We start from the raw sequence: 16,901 nt of genomic DNA, 5'->3' as shown, positions 1-16,901 counted from the left end.
TGGCCAGGGCCTAACGCCAGGCTGGTTTTCCGTCGAACTATTAACCGGTTCCCTCTTGGGTTTTCACGAACTCTGCGCAGCGAGGAGTGCGCGGTCCGGCCGGTACCAGCGGGTGAGCGGGATCGCTTCGACGACGCGCACCGCGACGTCCGCTGTGGCGGGCCGCAGTCCCGGAGTGTGTGCGATAGCCGGACCGGCGGTATCGCTGCGGCTCAGGGCATCGCGGGCGTCACCCTCGTCGAAGGGCACGGGACCACCCGCGGTGACGAGGGCGACGGCGCCGTCCCCCTCGGGGATGCACACGACCTGGTCGACCCCGGATACGCCCGAAAGGATCTGCTCGACCTCACGCGGCCACACCACTCCGGACGGCGTCCGAATCTCCTCCCCGTGGCGGCCACGCGGCCACAGGTCGCCATCCGCGTCTCGAACGAACATCTCGCCGGTATCGATCCAAGCGCCCTTGGGGCCGAATACGCCCCGCATCGGCGCGTCCTCCCAGGCAGGCTGCTCGCGGTCGACGGCAACCAGCAGCCGGCCTGGTAGCCCTCGACGGGCTCTGAGAACGTACCCGTCGGAATCGTGCCGGAACGCGCCGGTGACGGGGTGGACAGCGGCCAGCTCGATCGCCGCCGTACCTGGCAGCGGACGTCCGACCGAACCCACCTTGCGCCCACTGACATTCGCAAGGATGGCATCGGTGCGCGCGGCGGCGAACATCTCGACGACAACAGCCGGCCTGAACCGGTCGAGCACCCCGCGCCATACCGCGGGCGGCATACCGGAGCCGATGAACAGGCGCACCGGGTGGTGCCGCTCGTCCGCCTCGACAGGCCTGGCGAGCAGCAGCGACAGCATGCTCCACGTGTAGGGCACCACTGTCGCGCCGTAGCGGCGTACATCCGCCCAAAACGTGTCCGGGTCAAATGTGTCGGTCAGCGCAAGCCGTGCGCCCGACGCGACCGGGGCCGCGGTCGCGAGCAACAACCCAGACGGGTGATACAGCGGGTTCGCTGAGTAGACGGTGTCCGCCGCGGTAAGCGATGCCGTCGACGCGGCGCCATAGGCGGACAGCGCCCAGCGCCGGTTCGTCACGGGCAGCGGGCGGATTCCGTCGCTGCCGTCGCTGAACAGGATGAACGCGAGGTCCCGGCCGCGGCCCGGGTCCGGGCGGTACCAACTGGGAACGCGCACCTCCTCCGTCGCGATCGTACCCAGATGGTTTGGGCCGCCGTTGGTCCCGGAGCCGAGTAGGTGGACGGTGACCGCGGAGCCATCGATCTCGCCCGCATGAGCCTGATCAACCACCACGCGTCGCGCACGCCCAAGCCGCAACTCGGTGGCAGTGTCCCCGCCGGGCCGCAGCAGAACTACGACGGCGCCGATCCGGCTCAGCGCAGCGGCGGTGGACAGCAGGGCGGAGCCGGAGTTGCACAGCACTCCTACGTGCTCGCCGCGGCGAACCCCTACCGCCAGCAACCGCAGCACGAGATCGTCGACCTCCCGGGTGATGTCAGCTCTGGTGAACGCGTGCCCGCCGTACAGCAGTGCCACGGCCTCAGGGTCGTCCGCGCAGGCCTCGGCGACCAGCTTCCCGTACGAGACCTGCGTCGTGGCGCCGACACGCTCGAGCCGCAGCAACCTCGGCACCTGCTCAACGGTGCCGGTGGTGACCTCGGCGATCGTTCCGGCCACCCGATCGACGATGGTCTTGGCGATACCCGGTGCCGCGACCGCGGAGGCCGTCGCCACGTTGACGACCTGCCGGAGCGCACTCGGGGGTTGCTCGGCGCGGTCCTCGACGCCGACCTCGCGGGCGTCCTGCACGCCCTCGGGCGGACCGTCGGCGGACGAGGCGCCGGCGTCGACCCACTCTGCCCAACGCGCCACCGTCGGCCACGTCTGCCGGTTCGCACGCCCGCCGACGCCGAGACCGAAATGCCCGGTGGGCATGGAAAACTCCCACACCTGCGCGCGCGGCATCCCGCGGACCACGTCGCGCACCGCGCGGGGCGGCGCGAACTCGTCGAGCTGCCCGGTGAAGATAAGTACGGGGCAGGTGATGTCGGCGAGCGACACGGTGCGACCGTCGAAGACGAGGCCGCCGCGCACGAAGCGTTCGTTGGTCATCGACTCCATGACCTCGGCGATCGCGGGCCCGGGAAAGGTGATCCAGCCGTCGCCGGCGAGGAATTTACGCTGCCGCTCCCGCGGGAGCAGGGCGTCCCGGTCGCGCAGCGCGAGCAGGTACTGCAACCGCCCCTTGGCGGTCGCGACGGGGCTGGTCCAGCTGAACAGGTTCGCCGACGCCCAGCCCGGCAGACCCGTCCTGCTCAGTACGTCGATGGTGGCGCGGGTAAGCGCCTGCATCAGCTCCTCGGGCAGATCGATGCCCGGCAGCGACAACGGCTCCATCGGGCTCCCGAGCGCGAAGATGCTTGCCACATCACGGCATTCGCGCAGTGCGGCCGCCTGGTAGCAGAACAGCCCACCCTGGGAGTATCCACCGATGTGCACGGGGTGGCCGGTAGAGGCGGCAACACGCGCGATGGCGTCCGACACGGCGAGCACGTGGTCGGTGACGTTGCGCGCCTTGCCGCCCGGCTCCTGTGCGGGATCGCCGAAATCGACCACCCACGGGTCGAGCCCGCTGCGACGGAGGTGCGCGACGGCACTCGCCGAGGGAGACACGTCCCACACGTCCGCGCTGAGCATAAGCGGTGGCACCAGCAGGATCGGGGTGCGCTCCCCCGTCTCGCCGGTCTCCTGCGCGAAGTAATGGCGCAGCGTGAGCACCGGTGTGCGGGCCGCGATATCGTAGGGCGACGCTTCCTCGCCGGTCTCGAGGCCGCCGAACCGGATGTATTCGACGACGTTCATCGCAGTCCGAACCACATGCCCGACTCGTGCCCCGACGCCCGTGGCCTCCCCGAGCTTTTCGTCCTTCGTGCTCATACGTGACCTTCCTTCCCCGTTCCAGTTTGGCCAAGCGCCGCGATCACGTCCGCGACGACCGCGGGTTGCTGCACCTGGGGGACGTGCCCCGCACCTTCGAGCATGACCAGCCGTGCCCCAGGCACGTGGTCCAGCAGAGCTTGAGCGGCGGTCACGTCGCACACCTCGTCCTCGGTGCCCCACACGAGCACCACCTCACCTGCCATATCTGCGAAGTCCAAGGCGCCGTCCTCGACCTCTCGCATGAGGACCAGCCCGAGGGCGCCCATGCGCCGGATGTCCTTCATGCCGTGCACGCCGGCACCGAAGCGCCATGCGTTCACCACACCGGGCGCGATCCGGGCCCGATAGTAGGCGGCGACCGCCAGCTGGACGGCCAACTGCGGGTAGGGAATCCGATACGCTACGCGCAGCATCGGCACCAGCGAACCCAATGTACGGTCCGCGACGTGCAGCACGCGATGGAAGCCGAGCCCGGCCGGGGCGAGCGCCGCCACCGCGGCGACGTCGGGGCGACCGGTGGCCGCTCGCAGGGCGACGGTGCCGCCCATCGAGTTACCCACGACCACCACCGGACGGGAACCGCCCAACTCAGCGATGAGGTCCGTGAGGAAGGCGTCATACTGCGGAAGCATGGCGCCGCGGTTCAGCGGCGACGCCTCGCCGAACCCGGGCAGGTCCGGGGCGACAGCCCGGCGCCCCCTGCGCCCGAGCTCGACGAGCACCGCGCGCCAGGTGTCGGCGTTGTCGCCGAAGCCGTGCAACAACACGATGAGAGGTGCGTCGACGAGCGATTCCCCGGCGCGGGGCAACCGTCTCACCTCCGACGACGCGAGCACGTTCTCCAAGACGCGGGTGCAATGCCCACCGACCCTGACTTCCCGGCTCATCATGCCGCGAGTGGTGCGCTGCATTCTCGCTCCCATCGGTCCCAGTGTCATCGGATCATCCTGACGGTTGCGTGGTGCCGACGAAGGAACTCCGGCGGGGACCAACGTCGCAACAAATCTCAGCGGTAGAGGGTCTCGATCACATCGGTGTACTTGCCCGCGATCGAACGGCGCTTGAGTTTCATCGTCGGCGTGAGCTCCGCTCCGTCCGGCAACCACTCCTCGTCAAGGAGTTCGTACCGTTTGATCTGCTCGACCCGGGACAGTTGACCGTTCGCATCGTCTACGGCTTTCGCTATCGCTGCCTGCACCCGGGGATCCTGCGCGACTGCGTGCGCCGACGAGTCGGGCAGACCGTGCTCGGACGCGAATGCCGCTGCGGCGTCGGGGTCGAGCACGAGCAGCGCGACGTTGTAGGGTCGCCCGTCACCGACGCAGCACGCCTGCCCGATGAGCGGGGACGCGCCCTTCAGCGCGCTTTCGATGTTGACGGGCGACATGTTCTTGCCCGCCGCATTGATGATCAACTCCTTCTTGCGATCCACGATCCGGACGAAGCCCTCGTCGTCGATCGTGGCGATATCACCGGTGTGCAGCCAGCCGTCGTCGTCGATGGCCTCCGCGGTCTTCACCGGATCCTTCCGGTATCCGCGCATGACGTGCGCCCCGCGGAGCAGGAGTTCGCCGTCCTCGGCGGTACGCGCCTCGGTGCCGGGCATCGCTTTGCCGACGCTGCCGAGCCGGATATCGCCCGGCAGGTTGGTCATACCCAGGGCGCCGGTCTCGGACATGCCGAATCCCTCTGCCAACGGCAGTCCGATCGCGAGGAAGAACTCGTGAACGACGGAGGGAATGGGAGCGGCTCCGGTCATGAGGAGAACGACGTCGTCGAGACCGAGTTGTGCACGCAGAGGCGCGAACACGCTCGAGTCGGCTTGTGCGTAGGTGGCAGCGAGGTCTTCGGGTACCGGCTCTCCGGACTGTTCGGCTCGGACCTTTCGCAACCCGGCGTCGAGTGCGGCGTCGATCGCGGCGCGTCGTTCGGGCGGATTCGACGCGAATCGAGCGAGCAGTGCCGACCGCAGCTTCTCCCAGATACGTGGAACCCCGAGGAACCAGGTGGGATGGACCTCGGCGACCGCAGCGAACAGCTGCGCCGGGTTCTGCACGGTGGTAATGGTCCAGCCGGTGACCATTTGGAGGTAGTGCGAGAACACGCGGTCGGCCATGTGCGCGGTGGGCAGGTAGGAGATGCACTGCCCCTGAGCGGGAAACGGAAAGCGCTCGTGGCATGTTCGGAGAACGAACGTCAGATTCGCGTGCGTGAGCTCCACACCCTTGGGTGGGCCGGTGGTCCCGGACGTGTAGATCAGGGTCGCGATGTCGTCAGGTTGAACGGCGCGCCAGGAGGCCTCGAAGTCGAAGCCCTCGGGCCTTCTGGTGCGTAAGTCCTCGAGCGAGAGCACATCTGTGTCCTCCACCGCGGGGTCGATGACCACGATGTGTTCGAGATGCGGTGTCGTGGCCGCACGGATTTGATCCAAGAATTTGCGCTCGCAGACCATGACCCGATTCTCGGCGTGCCCGAGAAGGTATTCGATCTGATCCGGAGCAGAGGTGTTGTATATCGAGAACGGTATCGCCCCGAGGTGCAGTGCCGCGGTGTCGACGAGGTGGAACTCCGGCCGGTTCGTCACCATCAGGCCGACGGTGTGGCCGTGCCCGACCCCGAGTCCGGCGAGCCCGCCTGCGATCGCCTCCACCGCGTCGGCGTATTCACGACGGGTCAGCGCGGTCGCGTCGCCGTGGGCGCGCAGTGCCGCCGATTCCGGGTTCTTCGACACGGTGTATTGGAAAGCGGCGCAGAGGGTTGCCGCATCAACGCCGGGTGCGGTCGGCGATGCCGACGGGGCTGCTGAGGTCGTCATGATTCCTGACTATACAGTGTGTTCGTACTATATGAATGGACAATTCGTCGGATCATGGGGTCAGGCCGGCGGCAGATGTCCGCGCAGCAGCAGCCACGCGATCGCTGTGACGAGATTCTGAACGGGATCGACGAGATCGATGAGGACCATGAGAGTTCTCCTTTGTGCAGTGAGGGTTGATGGGTTAGAAGAGCGGGTCGAAGCCGGAGATCAACCAGGCGCCGTCGATATGGCTCAGCGTCACGCGGACGACATTCTGGGTCTGTGACGGTTCAGGGGTCTCGGCCATCGTGGTCGTCTGGTTCACGTACACGAGCACACGCGCGGTATCGGTGGTCACCGACTCCACCGAGGCACCGACCGGCACTGCCTGCATCGTGACGCCCTTGTCTTTCGCGGTGGGACCGACGACGTCGTCGGCGAGCTGCCGATACGAGTTCAGGAGGTCACCTGTCAGCAGTCCCGAGGCCCGGTCGAGATCCTCGTCCACCGTCTCGGGGGTATACGAGAGGAGCGCGGCGGCGCCGTCCGAGGCCAATTGGGCCGTCGCCGCACGGGCGTCCGAGATGCTCACGTCGTCCGCCCGCTGTATCCCGATCTGCACGGCGACGAGCGCACCGACCGCGACGACCGGCGCCGCACACAGCGCCAGACCTTCCGCCCGGCTGAGTGTTCCGTGCACGCCGATTCCGAGGACCGCTCGCCCGGCGGTGAATCCGGCGTGACGGCGACGGACCACACTGTTCCACCCGACGTACAGAAGCGCGCCGCCGATCGCGACCACCGCGGCCGCGATCCCCCAGACCGCGAAGTTCGACACCGCCGCCAGCGCGAGACCGGCGACACCGACAACGAGTGCGGGTAGCACGTCGACGGCCGCCGCCGCGATCCGTCTGGCCGCCGAGGAGCCATCGGCGTTCGGTGAAGGGTCGCTACTTACGTCGAGGTCTTCCTGTTTGACGTCCACTACGATGCTCATTGGACGAATCCGACGCTCGAGAGCTTGGGCTGGTCGTCGACCATGGTGACTCCTACTCGGATCTGGTATTGCTGAATCTGCGGCGGCGGTGCGGCGACGGGGTCGGCCATCGCGGGAGTGGTCTGCGCCGTCGCGGAGACGAGGACCGTCGTGGTCTCGTTCTCTCGTCCTTCGATTCCCGCTTCGAGCGTCCGGCCCGCGGTCCGGTTCCCGGCTTGCCGCATCGTGTCGATCGTTGCCGACTTCCGTTGTTCGAATTCACTGCGCCAGTCACCGGTCGAGTCCGCGAGGACGCGCTCGACGTATGCCTCGGCATTCTCGGTATCGGTCGAGAGCAACCGCGCCACTGCTTCCTCGGTGAAGGCGAGGACTCGCGTGTCGGCGGTGACGCTGCGCTGGGTCGCCCGGTGATCGAGAGTGGTCTGTACCGCAAGGGCGCCGGCGCCGAGGCAAGCGGCGGCTGCCGCGGCGACCGCCGCCCGATAGCGGGTCGACCAGCGCCCCGTCGGCAGGGTCTCCAACAGCTCACTCGCGTCGTCGTCGCCTCGTTCGTTCTCGGCGTCTTCGGCGGCTGCTCGGGCCGCTGCTGCGGCCTTGTCCGCCGCTGCTCGTGCGCGTTGCACCTGCTCCTGCAGGTCTTCGATGCCACCTGGTCGTTCCGTGTGTCGCCTGAGCCGTCCGAATTCCATCTCTGCTCAACTCCTTCTCATGATCTAGCGCCTTCACAGCGGCTCGAGGTCTGAGATCGACCAGGATTGGCCGGTCCGTTCGGCGCGTACCCGCACGCTGCTCGACAGTTCCTCGGTGTGGGGGGTCGCACCGCTCGTCACCGTGCCGTGCAGAAGCACCAGCACGGTGGCGGTGTCGGCTTCTGCGGTGACCAGGGACGTACCGATCACGTCCCAGTGCGCGCCGATCGCGTCCTGCTTGGCGCGCGGCACCACCTCGTTGGCGCCGAGGTCGCTGAACTCGGTCAGAAAGTCCCCGGTGAGGCGTGATTTTGCCGTCTCCACGTCGGTCTCGACGGTGTCGGGTGAGTAGCTGAGGATCATTGCGGTCAGCTCTCCGATCTCCTCGGCGGCACCGGAACGCACCTGTTCGAGGCTGCGGTCCTGAGCGCCGATGGCGAAGTGCATGATCGCGCTGTAGCCGAGGAGTACCAGTGTGATCGTCGCGAGGACCATCACAGCCCGGGCCGAGCGCCATCGGGGCCGCACCGCCTCGGGGGGACATGTTTCTTCGCAGGTGCTGGTGTCTCGTTCGAGCATCTGGTCCACGGTCATGGCACTACCTCGATCTTCGCGAGTTTGTAGAGATCCCCGTCCTTGCCGACCTGCACGCGCAGGCGCCACGTCCGGGGTTCGTCCTTGGCTCCCGCGGCGTTGGTTACCTTGGTCACGGCGGCCACCATGACTGAGGTCGTGCCGTCGTCGTTCGCGCGTTCGATTCCGGCGCCGAGGATTTCCCCTGCCGATTCGGTCTTGGACTGCGCGATGGTGTCGATGAACTCCGTTTTGGTGCTTTCGAATTCGGTCTTCCACTCCCCCGTGGCACCATCGAGAATGCGCTGCGCGCTTCCCGCCGGGTCGGCGGCGCTCGGGGTGATGAGGTTCATCACCGCCTGCCGGGTTCCCTGCAGAAGTTCGAGGTCATGGTCGGCGGCGGCGTCACGGGCGGCGTGGGAGTGGGACAGCCCAACGGACGTCGACGCGAGGGCGACCACGGCAACGGCCGAGACGACGGCTCCGGCGAAGGCACGCCGTGGACGCTTCCGGACCCGCCGGACGGATTCCTCGGCGTCCGCTGAACCCTCGTCCGCGACTTGGGACTCGTCCTCGGCGAGAGCCCGGGCGAGGGCCGCCTCGGCCTCGCGCGCCGCCGTTTCCGCTTCGGCGGCGGCTCGAGAGGCCTGGGCCGCGGCGTCTGCCGCGGTGACTGCGGGTCGGGAAGTAGCGCGTCGCACCATGATCAACGTCCTTGGGTCAGCAGATTTTCGAGAGTGGGCACCCCGGCGGACACCAGGTCGGATTGGCGATAGACCTGTCCGTCTGCACCCCGGTATTCACCGGTGGAGGGGTTGTAACTCGCAGTTCCCACCGACGCCGGCGCGGCGGCAGGTTGTGGGACACCGATCGCGTCGAACGCGGCGTTGCCCTCGGCGGCGAGGGGGTTGTCGGTGGTCGGGGTGGGATTACCCACCCAGGGGTTCGTGCCCTTGGGCACGTATTCTTCGTCGCTCTTGCAGATTTCGACGGTGGGTGCCCGTTTACCCGGCTTGTCCATGCAGGGCATGTTCCGGGCCCCACGTGCGGCGACGTCGGCATCCTGCGGAACCGCGCAGTAGATCGCATCGGAGGTCCGAACCGGCGAGTCGACGGCCGATCCGTCGCGTCGCTCGGATGCCGGGAGGAATCCTGTGGTGCACGGCGGGGAGGTGTTGAGGTTGAGGTTGAAGTCCATCAACGCCGCTCCCGTCGTGTCCTCGTTCGGGACGGTCATCGTCTTCATCAGTCCGACGCTCGGTGGTACCAGCACCAGCGCCTGCTCGAGCGACCGGTTGTAGGTGACGGCGACCTGGCCGAGGCTCGTGAGATTGGCCAGCAGGATCGGGGTCGTCGGGCGCAGTCGCCGGAAGAGTTCGGTCAGCTCCGTCGACGCCGCCGGTGCGGTGGCGAAGATGCTGCGTACCTGCGCGTCACGTCCGGCCGCTTGTGCGCTGACCTCGCGGAGATGGCGGACCCATTCCTGCAGGGCCGGGCCGCTGTCCACCTGGGATCGGAGGAACGGCGCTACATCTTCGATGAGACGGGCGGTGGGATCGGCGGTGTCGGCCGCCGTGGCTGCCACGGCGCTCGACGACTCGAGCAGGCGTTGAATGTCTTCTCCGGTTCCGTTGAAGGCGTTGTAGCTTTCGTCGATGAGGGTGGCGAGCTTGTCCTCGGGGATGGCCTCGAGGCCCTTGTTGACGGTGTCGAACATCGGGGCGATGTCCTGCGGAACCGAGGTACGGTCGACGGGGATCAGATCGCCGTCCTGCAGGTACGGGCCGTCGATCCCGGCCGGGACGAGATCGACGTACTGCTCGCCGATCGCCGACCGGCTGTGCACCTCGGCGTGCGCGTCGGCGGGAATCTTCGTGGAGCTGTCGACTCGCAGGGTGGCCCGGGCGCCCGAGGCCGTCGGTACGACATCGGTGACCGTACCGATCGTGGCACCGCGGTAGGTGACGTTGGCGGTTCCGTACAGGCCACCGCTCGTGGGCAGGTCGACGGTAAGTGTGTACTGGCCGATTCCGGCGATCGCGGGAAGGCGCATGTAGTGCAGACCCATCACCGCCAGCGCGACTACGGTGAGGATGCTGAAGATGGTCAATTGGATGCGGACGAAACGGGTGAGTATCACTGGCCACCTCGGATCACGACCGACTCGAGCGGAGCGGTCAACGGGTTCTTGTCCGCGGTCGGCATCCGGCCGACGGTGCGGCCCAGGGCGGTTTCCGCGTTGTAGAGGGTGCCGGCGAGCGGCGTGCCCTGGAGGAAGTTCGCATCGATGCGACCCAGAGTGAGGTCGAGGGTGGCGGAGAGGTTGCCCGCGTCGCCCTGGATGTATTTGGGGAGACCGGCCAGCGGCCACGGGAAGGTGGGAAGCATGCCCAGTGAACCGGCGAGGCCCGGTCCGGCGTTCGCCAACTCGCGCAGGGTCGGCGCGAGATCCCGCAGGTTCTGCTGAATGTCCACCGAGCCGGCCGTCACCGTCCGGTTCGCGACGTCGGCGAAATTGCCGACGGAGGTCACGGACCCGGTCAGGTTCTCCTTCTGCCGGTTGAGGGTCTCGATCGCGGGCGGTATCCGTTCGAGAGCGCTTTCGAGGGTCTGGGTCTGCTCGTTCGCGGTGAGCGCGAGCCGATCGAGTCCTTCCAACGCCGTCAGGATGTCGTCCTTCTGGGTGTTCAGTGCGCTCGTGAACGTGTCGAGTTGGGTCAGGAAGGTGCGCACGTCCGATTCGCGTCCGCCGAGGGCGGCGTTGAGCTGGGTGTCGATCTCCTGTAACTGGCCCAGACCGCCGCCGTTGAGCACCACCGACACGGCCGCCAGTGTTTGCTCGGTGGTGGGGTACTGCCCCGCGTGATCGAGCGGAATCGTGTCACCGTCGCCGAGCGACCCGCTCGGTTCCTCGTCGATCGGTTCGGCGAGCTCGACGTGGAGCGAGCCGAGCAGACTGGTCTGCCCGATCTTCGCGGTCGCGTTCTTCGGCATCGCGACACCGCCGTCGAGCCGCACGGTGACCAGGGCGTGCCAGTCCTGCAATTGCACGTCGGTGACGTTCCCGACGGTCACGTCGTGTACCCGGACCCGGCTGTTGCGCTGGATCGATGTCACGTTCGGCATCTCGATGGTCACGGTGTACGAACCGTCTCCCGATCCTTCGGTGCCGGGGAGCGGCAGTGAGTTGGCGCCTTCCCAGCCGCAGCTGGTGAGCAGTGCCGCCGACAGCCCGGCCAACGTGAGACCGATCGACCGTCGTAGGGGTCTGTACCTGAGCATCATCGGCCTCCACTAGTGATGGGTACGGCCAGCCCGAGTAGGCCCGGGATACCGGCGCGGGCGTCGACGGTGCGCACCGGCGGGGTCGTCGGCACCGTCCCGCGCAGCGAGTCCTGGCTGTAGTCGATTTGGTCGGGGCGCACTTGGACGCTGGTGATCGGATTGGCGCCTGCGGGCGGGTAGTTCATCTGGATCAGGTTCAGGACCGGGGCGAGGTGTTGGACGCAGAGTTTGGCGGACTCCGCGGCGCCCTTCTGGCTCGCGGCCTGGATTGCGCCGCAGATGAACTGGATGGGGTTCTGCATCTGTGTCACCGCCAACGCACCGGTCATCGACCCCTGAGCGGGTTGGTAGATGTTGTAGAAGTTCTGCAGTGTGTTCGGCAGGACGTGGAGAAGTTGCTCGATGTCGGGCCGTGATTCGTTCAGCATTGTTGTCACCGCGGCGAGGTCGTCGACGGACTTGCCGAGCCCTTCCCTGTTGTCGCCGATGAACTGGCCGATGCGGTGGACGAGGGCGTCCACGCTGTCGAGCGACGTGGCGAGTTCCTGATCGGAGTTGGTGAGTACGCCGGAGACCGACGCGAGATTCTGGTTGAGTTGGACGATCTGCTGGTCACTCGCGGCGAGCGCCGAGACGAACACCTGCAGATTGCGGACGGTGGCGAACACGTCGTCCCGACCGTCGGACAGTGTCGACATCGCCTCGGAGAGCTTGGTCAGGGTGGTGTTGATGTCGGTTCCCTTGCCGCCGAGTGAATCCGCGGCATCGTTGACGAACTGACCGAGCGGGCCGTTGGCGCTGTCCTCGGTGGGGCCGAGCGACTCCGACAGGTGCTGGAGCTGTGCGCGGAAGTCGTCCCACTCGATCGGCACCGCGGTGCGCTCGAGCGGAATCTCGTCCTGATCGGCGAGGGCGGGACCTCCGGTGTAGGCGGGGGTCAACTGGATTGCCCGTGAGGTGACCAGGCTCGGGGAGAGAATCGCGGCCTTGGCGTCCTGCGGGACCTGATACTGCGAGTCGTAGTGGAAGGTGACCTTCATCCGTTCGCCGTCGGGTTCGATCGCATCGATCTTGCCGACGTCGACTCCGAGGATCTTCACCTGATCGCCGACGTAGATTCCGTTGGTGTTCGTGAAGTACGCCGTCACCGTCGTCGTGGAACTCGTGCGGTAGAAACTCCACCCGGTGGCCGCGACGACGGCCACGGCCACCACGACGAGCGCGGAGATCCAAACTCGGCGTGAGCCTCGGAGTGCGTGCAACATGGTCGACATGTCCTATCCGCCCAATCCGGGTAGTGGGGGCAGTCCGGGAATCGAGATCTGCGGCAGCGCCGGCAGAGCGGGCGCCGTGGGTGTTTGGGTCGAGTTCGCGACTGGTAGCTCACCCGGTTGGACCGGGCAATTGCTCGGGTTCGGCAGCGGTGTCGTGCTGCCGGGGGGAACGGCGCCCGGTGCGCTGTTGTCTCCGCAGGTCACCGGGAAGGTGTTCTGCCCGTTCAGAGTGCCGGGATTGATGCCCTGTTCTTGGAACGCGGCGTCGATGAACGGCTGCAGGTACTGCCCCGGCAGCAAATTCATGATGTACGCCTTGAAGAACGGACCGGAGGCCACGGACTCACCGAGCGAGGTCGCATACTGCGACAACGGCTTCAGTGACGCCGCGAGGTTGTCCTTCTGCTGGTTCAGCAGGCCGGTTGTCGTGTTCAGCTGGTCGAGGACGGGCCGCAGCTGCGCCTCGTTGTCGTCGACGAGCGCATTCACCTGCGCCGTCACCGCCGTGACATTGCCGAGCAGTGTGTCGATTGCCCGGCGGCGCTGCTCGAGCGCGGCGAACAACGTGTTGCCGTCGACGAGCAGCTTGTCGATCTGATTACTCCGCTCGGACAGCACCCGCGTGACCGATTCGGCGTTGTGGGCCAGGTCCTGAATCAGCTGGTCCCGGGAGCTGACGGTGTCCGAGAACCGGGACATTCCGTCGAGTGCTGCACTGAGGTTCGGTTGGGTCTGATCGAGCGTCTCGCCCAGCGTGTCCAGTGCGCCGGTCAGTTTGTCGGTGTCGAGTCCACTGATCGTCGTCGTGAGGTCGCCGAGGGCGTCCGTGAGCAGGTACGGCGTGGTGGTCTGGGCGAGGGGGATGACGTCGCCGGTCGCGAGGAGATCGTCGTCGCCGCGCGGCGTGACCTGAAGGTACTTGTTGCCGAGCACCGTCCGCGTCTTGATCGACAGTTCCGTTTTGCTGCCGAGGCGAACTCCGTCCGCCGTGAATTCGACGAGAACCTTGTCGCCGTCGAGTTCGACGGAGTGGACCTTGCCCACCTCGACCCCGGCGATCATGACCTTGTCGCCGCTGAGCAGGCCGCCGGTGTCACCGAAGTGGGCCGAATAGTGGGAGGACGTCGTCAGATACTGCAGTTTCTCGAAGTTCATGGAGGTGAGGACGACGATGAAAGTGATCGCAATGCCGATCAGGCCCATTCGTGCGGTCTTGGAGCGAATCATTGTGGAGTGCACCTCCCGGCCCGCTGGCCGACGATCGGTATGTATACGGGGTCTCCGTTCGGACCGTTCACTTTCAGCTGCACATCGCAGAGGTAGAACGTGAAGAAGTCGCCGAACAGGCCCAGCCTCGACAGTTTGTTGTAGGCCGCGGGAAGGGAATTCAATGCCCAGTTGATGTAGTCCTGATCTGCGACCACCTGGTCGGAAAGCCGGCCGGCCTGGGTGATGTCTTCCTTGATGTCCGGACGCGTCGACTCGAGGAGCGCCGCCATCGAACTCGACGCGCCGTCGATGTGGACGAGGGCGTCACCGAGCGGGTCCGACTGCTCCCCCAACCTGGTGACGAGTTGTTGGAGTTGGTCGATGCCCTGATTGAACTCGGCGTTTCGCCGGTCGACGGTCCCGAGCAGGGTGTTGAGGTTGCCGATCACCGCTCCGATCAGCTGGTCGCGGTCGGCCAGGACCGACGTCAGCTGTCCGGCTTGCTGGAGGAAGTGGTCGATGGTGCCACCCTGCCCTTGGAAGACGTCGACGAGTGAGGTCGACAGCGCATTGACCTGTTCGGGATCGAGTGCCTTGAACAACGGCCGGAAACCGTTGATCAGCGCGTCGAGGTCCAGCGCAGGAGCCGTGCGTTCGACGGGAATGGTGTCGCCCTCGGCGAGCGGTGTGAGCGGACCGGACCCTTCGACGAGTTCGAGGTAGTGATCGCCGATGAGGTTGCTGAACTTCACTGCGGCACGGGTCGACTCGGTGAGCGAAACGTTCTTCGTCAGCGCGAACGTCACCATCGCCGTCGAGTCCTCCCGCACGTCGACCGATGTCACCTTGCCGACCTCGACGCCGGCCACGCGGACGAACTCATTGTCCCGGAGGCCGGACACATCGGAGAACACGGCGCTGTACTGCTTTTCGCTGCCGAAGCGGAATTGCCCGAAGACGATGACGACCGCTGCGGTGAACATCACCATCACGATGGTGAAAATCGCTAGTTTCGTGGCAGTTGCGGAGATATTCATCGCGGAGCCACCCCTCCCACAGCGGCGCCGAAGAGGTACTCCACGAAGCTCGGGGAACCCGCCCGGGGTGCGGTGGCATTCGCAATGTTCGCACCGCCGTCGACTACCAGGTGCGGGGTCGGGAACATCTCCTTGGTGATCTCCGGGTAGCAGCCGGGTGCGCCGCCGGGGCCACCCCGACCCTGCACGATCGGGAGATTCTCGGGATACGAGTAGTTGTCATCGCCGGGCATGATGCCCGCATCCAATTCGAGTGAGTAGCCGGTGTTTCCGGCACCGAAGCGCTGTTCAGCTTCGGCTGTCGTTGCGGCCTGCTGGAAAAGGCATGCGTACTCGGGGCTGTATTCGGCCAGGAGCGCCGTGGTGGGTACGAACAGTCTCATGGTGTCGAGGAAGTTCTTTTCGTTCTCGGAGGCGATGCCGAATCCCTCGTCGCCCATCGCCCGGAAGGCCTGCAGCGTGGACTCGAGCGGCTTCTCCTCGGCGACCAGGGTGTCCGAGGTGACGCTTGCGTTGCCGAGCAGTGCCATGAAGTCGGGCACCGCCTGTGTGTAGGTATTGGCGGTGATGGCGGTGTCGCGCCAGTCGTTCGCGAGGGTCGGGAGGGTCGGATTGACGGCCGAGAGGAAGGTGTTGGCGTCGGTGATGGTGGTGCCGAGTTGATTTCCTCGACCGCGCAGGCCGGTGGCCAGCGCGCCGAGTGTCGCGTTCAGCTTCGCTGCGTCGACGTGTTCGGTGACCGAGGTCAGGTTCTCGAACACCGTGTTGATCTCGGTCGTCACGTTGCGCGAGCGCACCTCCTGTCCTGCCTCGAGCGGCTCGCTCGACGCTCCGTCCGGAATCTCGAGCGCCACGTACTTCGACCCGAATGCGGTGGTGGCCTTGATCTCCGCGATGGTATCGGCGGTGAGGAGTCCGAACCACTGCTCGTCGATGTCGAGTTGGAGACTCGCTCCGTCGGCGACATGATCGATCTCGCTCACCTTGCCGATCTGGACTCCGTTCAGCTGCACCTTGGCTCCCTGATCCATCACCAGGCCGGAACGGTCCGACACGACGGTCAGCGGAACTGTGCTGTTGAATGCCCCCTTGAAGGACAGCAGGCAGCCGAACAGAATTGCCGCGAGTCCGACAACGAGCACCGTGCCCTTCGTTTTCAGAGGCGGTGGATGATAGTGCGACTTGGCACTTCTTCTCGAGATCATGATCTTTACCCTTAGCCCGCAAGATTGAAGTTGCCGGACGCTCCGTAGATCGCCAGGGATGCAATGAGGGTGACCGAGACAACCGCGATCAGCGATGTCCGGACCGCGCGTCCGACCGCTTCTCCCACACCGGCGGGCCCCCCGGACGCGTGGTAGCCGTAGTAGCAGTGGATGAGCATCACCACCAGCGCCATGACCACCGCTTGCAGGAACGACCAGAACAGGTCGGTGGGCCGCAGGAAGGTGGTGAAGTAGTGGTCGTACACGCCGGACGACTGTCCGTACACGTACGTGGTGGTGAACTGGGACGCTACGAACGACATGATCACGGCCATCGAGTAGAGCGGGACGATCGAGATCATGCCGGCGATCAGGCGCGTCGACACGAGATACGACATCGACCGGATGCCCATCACCTCGAGGGCGTCGATCTCCTCGCTGATCCGCATCGCACCCAACTGTGCTGTGGCGCCCGCACCGATCGTGGCAGCGAGCGCGATGCCCGAGATCACCGGCGCAACGATGCGCACGTTGATGAACGCCGCGAAGAATCCGGTCAGAGCCTCGACACCGATGTTCCCGAGCGAGCTGAAACCCTGGATCGCGAGAAGGGTTCCGCCGGACAGCGTCATGAATCCGACGATGACGACGGTGCCGCCGATGATCGCCATCGCGCCCGACCCCATGCCGATCTCGGCGATCAGTCGCACGGTCTCCTTTTTGTAGCTGGAGATTGCGTGCGGGGCGAGCCGGATGGTCTTGCCGAAGAAGTCGGCCTGATGCCCGATCGCCCGGAGGATCCGGACCGGGACACCCGCCGCAGCGGCCAGTTTGGGGTGGTGAGTTCCGACAACGCTCTTGTGCACTGTCATGACTG

The 16,901-nt window shown here is 66.3% G+C and carries 14 protein-coding genes; all 14 read right to left on the bottom strand.

Annotated features, from left to right (window positions below; genetic code table 11):
• Positions 1-63: 63 nt before the first annotated feature.
• Positions 64-2,955 carry an AMP-binding protein gene (locus tag JQT59_RS14000; RefSeq protein ID WP_213576641.1) on the bottom strand — a complete coding sequence of 964 codons (2,892 nt, stop codon included), beginning with the start codon at positions 2,953-2,955 and terminating at the stop codon, positions 64-66.
• Positions 2,952-3,896, bottom strand: a complete 945-nt coding sequence (locus JQT59_RS13995; protein WP_213576640.1) for an alpha/beta fold hydrolase — start codon at positions 3,894-3,896, stop codon at positions 2,952-2,954. The genes JQT59_RS14000 and JQT59_RS13995 overlap by 4 nt, the downstream gene beginning before the upstream one ends.
• Positions 3,897-3,964: 68 nt before the next feature.
• Entirely contained in the window at positions 3,965-5,773 is a 1,809-nt protein-coding gene (locus tag JQT59_RS13990; RefSeq protein WP_213576639.1) for an AMP-dependent synthetase/ligase, read from the bottom strand.
• 184 nt (positions 5,774-5,957) lie between these two features.
• Positions 5,958-6,752, bottom strand: a complete 795-nt coding sequence (locus JQT59_RS13985; RefSeq protein WP_213576638.1) for an Rv1363c family protein — start codon at positions 6,750-6,752, stop codon at positions 5,958-5,960.
• Complete coding sequence (locus tag JQT59_RS13980) at positions 6,749-7,441, bottom strand: Rv1363c family protein (RefSeq protein WP_213576637.1); 693 nt, start codon at positions 7,439-7,441, stop codon at positions 6,749-6,751. The genes JQT59_RS13985 and JQT59_RS13980 overlap by 4 nt, the downstream gene beginning before the upstream one ends.
• Positions 7,442-7,474: 33 nt before the next feature.
• Positions 7,475-8,035: a hypothetical protein gene (locus JQT59_RS13975; RefSeq protein ID WP_213576636.1), complete on the bottom strand. Its 561-nt coding sequence runs from the start codon at positions 8,033-8,035 to the stop codon at positions 7,475-7,477.
• Complete coding sequence (locus JQT59_RS13970) at positions 8,032-8,718, bottom strand: Rv1363c family protein (RefSeq protein WP_213576635.1); 687 nt, start codon at positions 8,716-8,718, stop codon at positions 8,032-8,034. Before JQT59_RS13970 ends, JQT59_RS13975 begins: the two co-directional genes overlap by 4 nt.
• A 2-nt stretch (positions 8,719-8,720) precedes the next feature.
• Positions 8,721-10,154 carry an MCE family protein gene (locus tag JQT59_RS13965; RefSeq protein ID WP_213576634.1) on the bottom strand — a complete coding sequence of 478 codons (1,434 nt, stop codon included), beginning with the start codon at positions 10,152-10,154 and terminating at the stop codon, positions 8,721-8,723.
• Positions 10,151-11,299 (bottom strand): MCE family protein, encoded by a 1,149-nt coding sequence (locus JQT59_RS13960; protein WP_213576633.1) that lies wholly within the window; start codon positions 11,297-11,299, stop codon positions 10,151-10,153. Before JQT59_RS13960 ends, JQT59_RS13965 begins: the two co-directional genes overlap by 4 nt.
• Positions 11,296-12,564, bottom strand: a complete 1,269-nt coding sequence (locus tag JQT59_RS13955) for an MCE family protein (RefSeq protein WP_249354414.1) — start codon at positions 12,562-12,564, stop codon at positions 11,296-11,298. Before JQT59_RS13955 ends, JQT59_RS13960 begins: the two co-directional genes overlap by 4 nt.
• Positions 12,565-12,576: 12 nt before the next feature.
• A complete protein-coding gene (locus tag JQT59_RS13950) occupies positions 12,577-13,800 on the bottom strand; it encodes an MCE family protein (RefSeq protein ID WP_213576631.1) in 1,224 nt (407 codons plus the stop codon).
• The gene (locus tag JQT59_RS13945; RefSeq protein ID WP_213576630.1) at positions 13,797-14,819 is read right to left on the bottom strand and encodes an MCE family protein; all 1,023 of its coding nucleotides are present in this window, start codon (positions 14,817-14,819) and stop codon (positions 13,797-13,799) included. Before JQT59_RS13945 ends, JQT59_RS13950 begins: the two co-directional genes overlap by 4 nt.
• A complete protein-coding gene (locus tag JQT59_RS13940; RefSeq protein WP_249354412.1) occupies positions 14,816-15,961 on the bottom strand; it encodes an MCE family protein in 1,146 nt (381 codons plus the stop codon). The genes JQT59_RS13945 and JQT59_RS13940 overlap by 4 nt, the downstream gene beginning before the upstream one ends.
• A 74-nt stretch (positions 15,962-16,035) precedes the next feature.
• Positions 16,036-16,896, bottom strand: a complete 861-nt coding sequence (locus tag JQT59_RS13935; protein ID WP_213576628.1) for an MlaE family ABC transporter permease — start codon at positions 16,894-16,896, stop codon at positions 16,036-16,038.
• Between the last annotated feature and the right edge of the window lie 5 nt (positions 16,897-16,901).

Source organism: Rhodococcus sp. USK13 (genome assembly GCF_018343855.1).
GTDB classification, from domain to species: domain Bacteria; phylum Actinomycetota; class Actinomycetes; order Mycobacteriales; family Mycobacteriaceae; genus Rhodococcus_F; species Rhodococcus_F oxybenzonivorans.
The sequence above is the reverse complement of the archived record's forward strand: the minus strand, read 5'-3'. Positions and strand labels throughout refer to the sequence as shown.

Bases quoted from the DNA above. Each gene is read 5' to 3' on its own strand.
- JQT59_RS13995 (WP_213576640.1), bottom strand. From the start codon at position 3,896: ATGACACTGGGACCGATGGGAGCGAGAATGCAGCGCACCACTCGCGGC.
- JQT59_RS13985 (WP_213576638.1), bottom strand. From the start codon at position 6,752: ATGAGCATCGTAGTGGACGTCAAACAGGAAGACCTCGACGTAAGTAGC.
- JQT59_RS13950 (WP_213576631.1), bottom strand. From the start codon at position 13,800: ATGATTCGCTCCAAGACCGCACGAATGGGCCTGATCGGCATTGCGATC.
- JQT59_RS13975 (WP_213576636.1), bottom strand. From the start codon at position 8,035: ATGACCGTGGACCAGATGCTCGAACGAGACACCAGCACCTGCGAAGAA.
- JQT59_RS14000 (WP_213576641.1), bottom strand. From the start codon at position 2,955: ATGAGCACGAAGGACGAAAAGCTCGGGGAGGCCACGGGCGTCGGGGCA.
- JQT59_RS13980 (WP_213576637.1), bottom strand. From the start codon at position 7,441: ATGGAATTCGGACGGCTCAGGCGACACACGGAACGACCAGGTGGCATC.
- JQT59_RS13935 (WP_213576628.1), bottom strand. From the start codon at position 16,896: ATGACAGTGCACAAGAGCGTTGTCGGAACTCACCACCCCAAACTGGCC.
- JQT59_RS13960 (WP_213576633.1), bottom strand. From the start codon at position 11,299: ATGATGCTCAGGTACAGACCCCTACGACGGTCGATCGGTCTCACGTTG.
- JQT59_RS13990 (WP_213576639.1), bottom strand. From the start codon at position 5,773: ATGACGACCTCAGCAGCCCCGTCGGCATCGCCGACCGCACCCGGCGTT.
- JQT59_RS13955 (WP_249354414.1), bottom strand. From the start codon at position 12,564: ATGTTGCACGCACTCCGAGGCTCACGCCGAGTTTGGATCTCCGCGCTC.
- JQT59_RS13970 (WP_213576635.1), bottom strand. From the start codon at position 8,718: ATGGTGCGACGCGCTACTTCCCGACCCGCAGTCACCGCGGCAGACGCC.
- JQT59_RS13945 (WP_213576630.1), bottom strand. From the start codon at position 14,819: ATGAATATCTCCGCAACTGCCACGAAACTAGCGATTTTCACCATCGTG.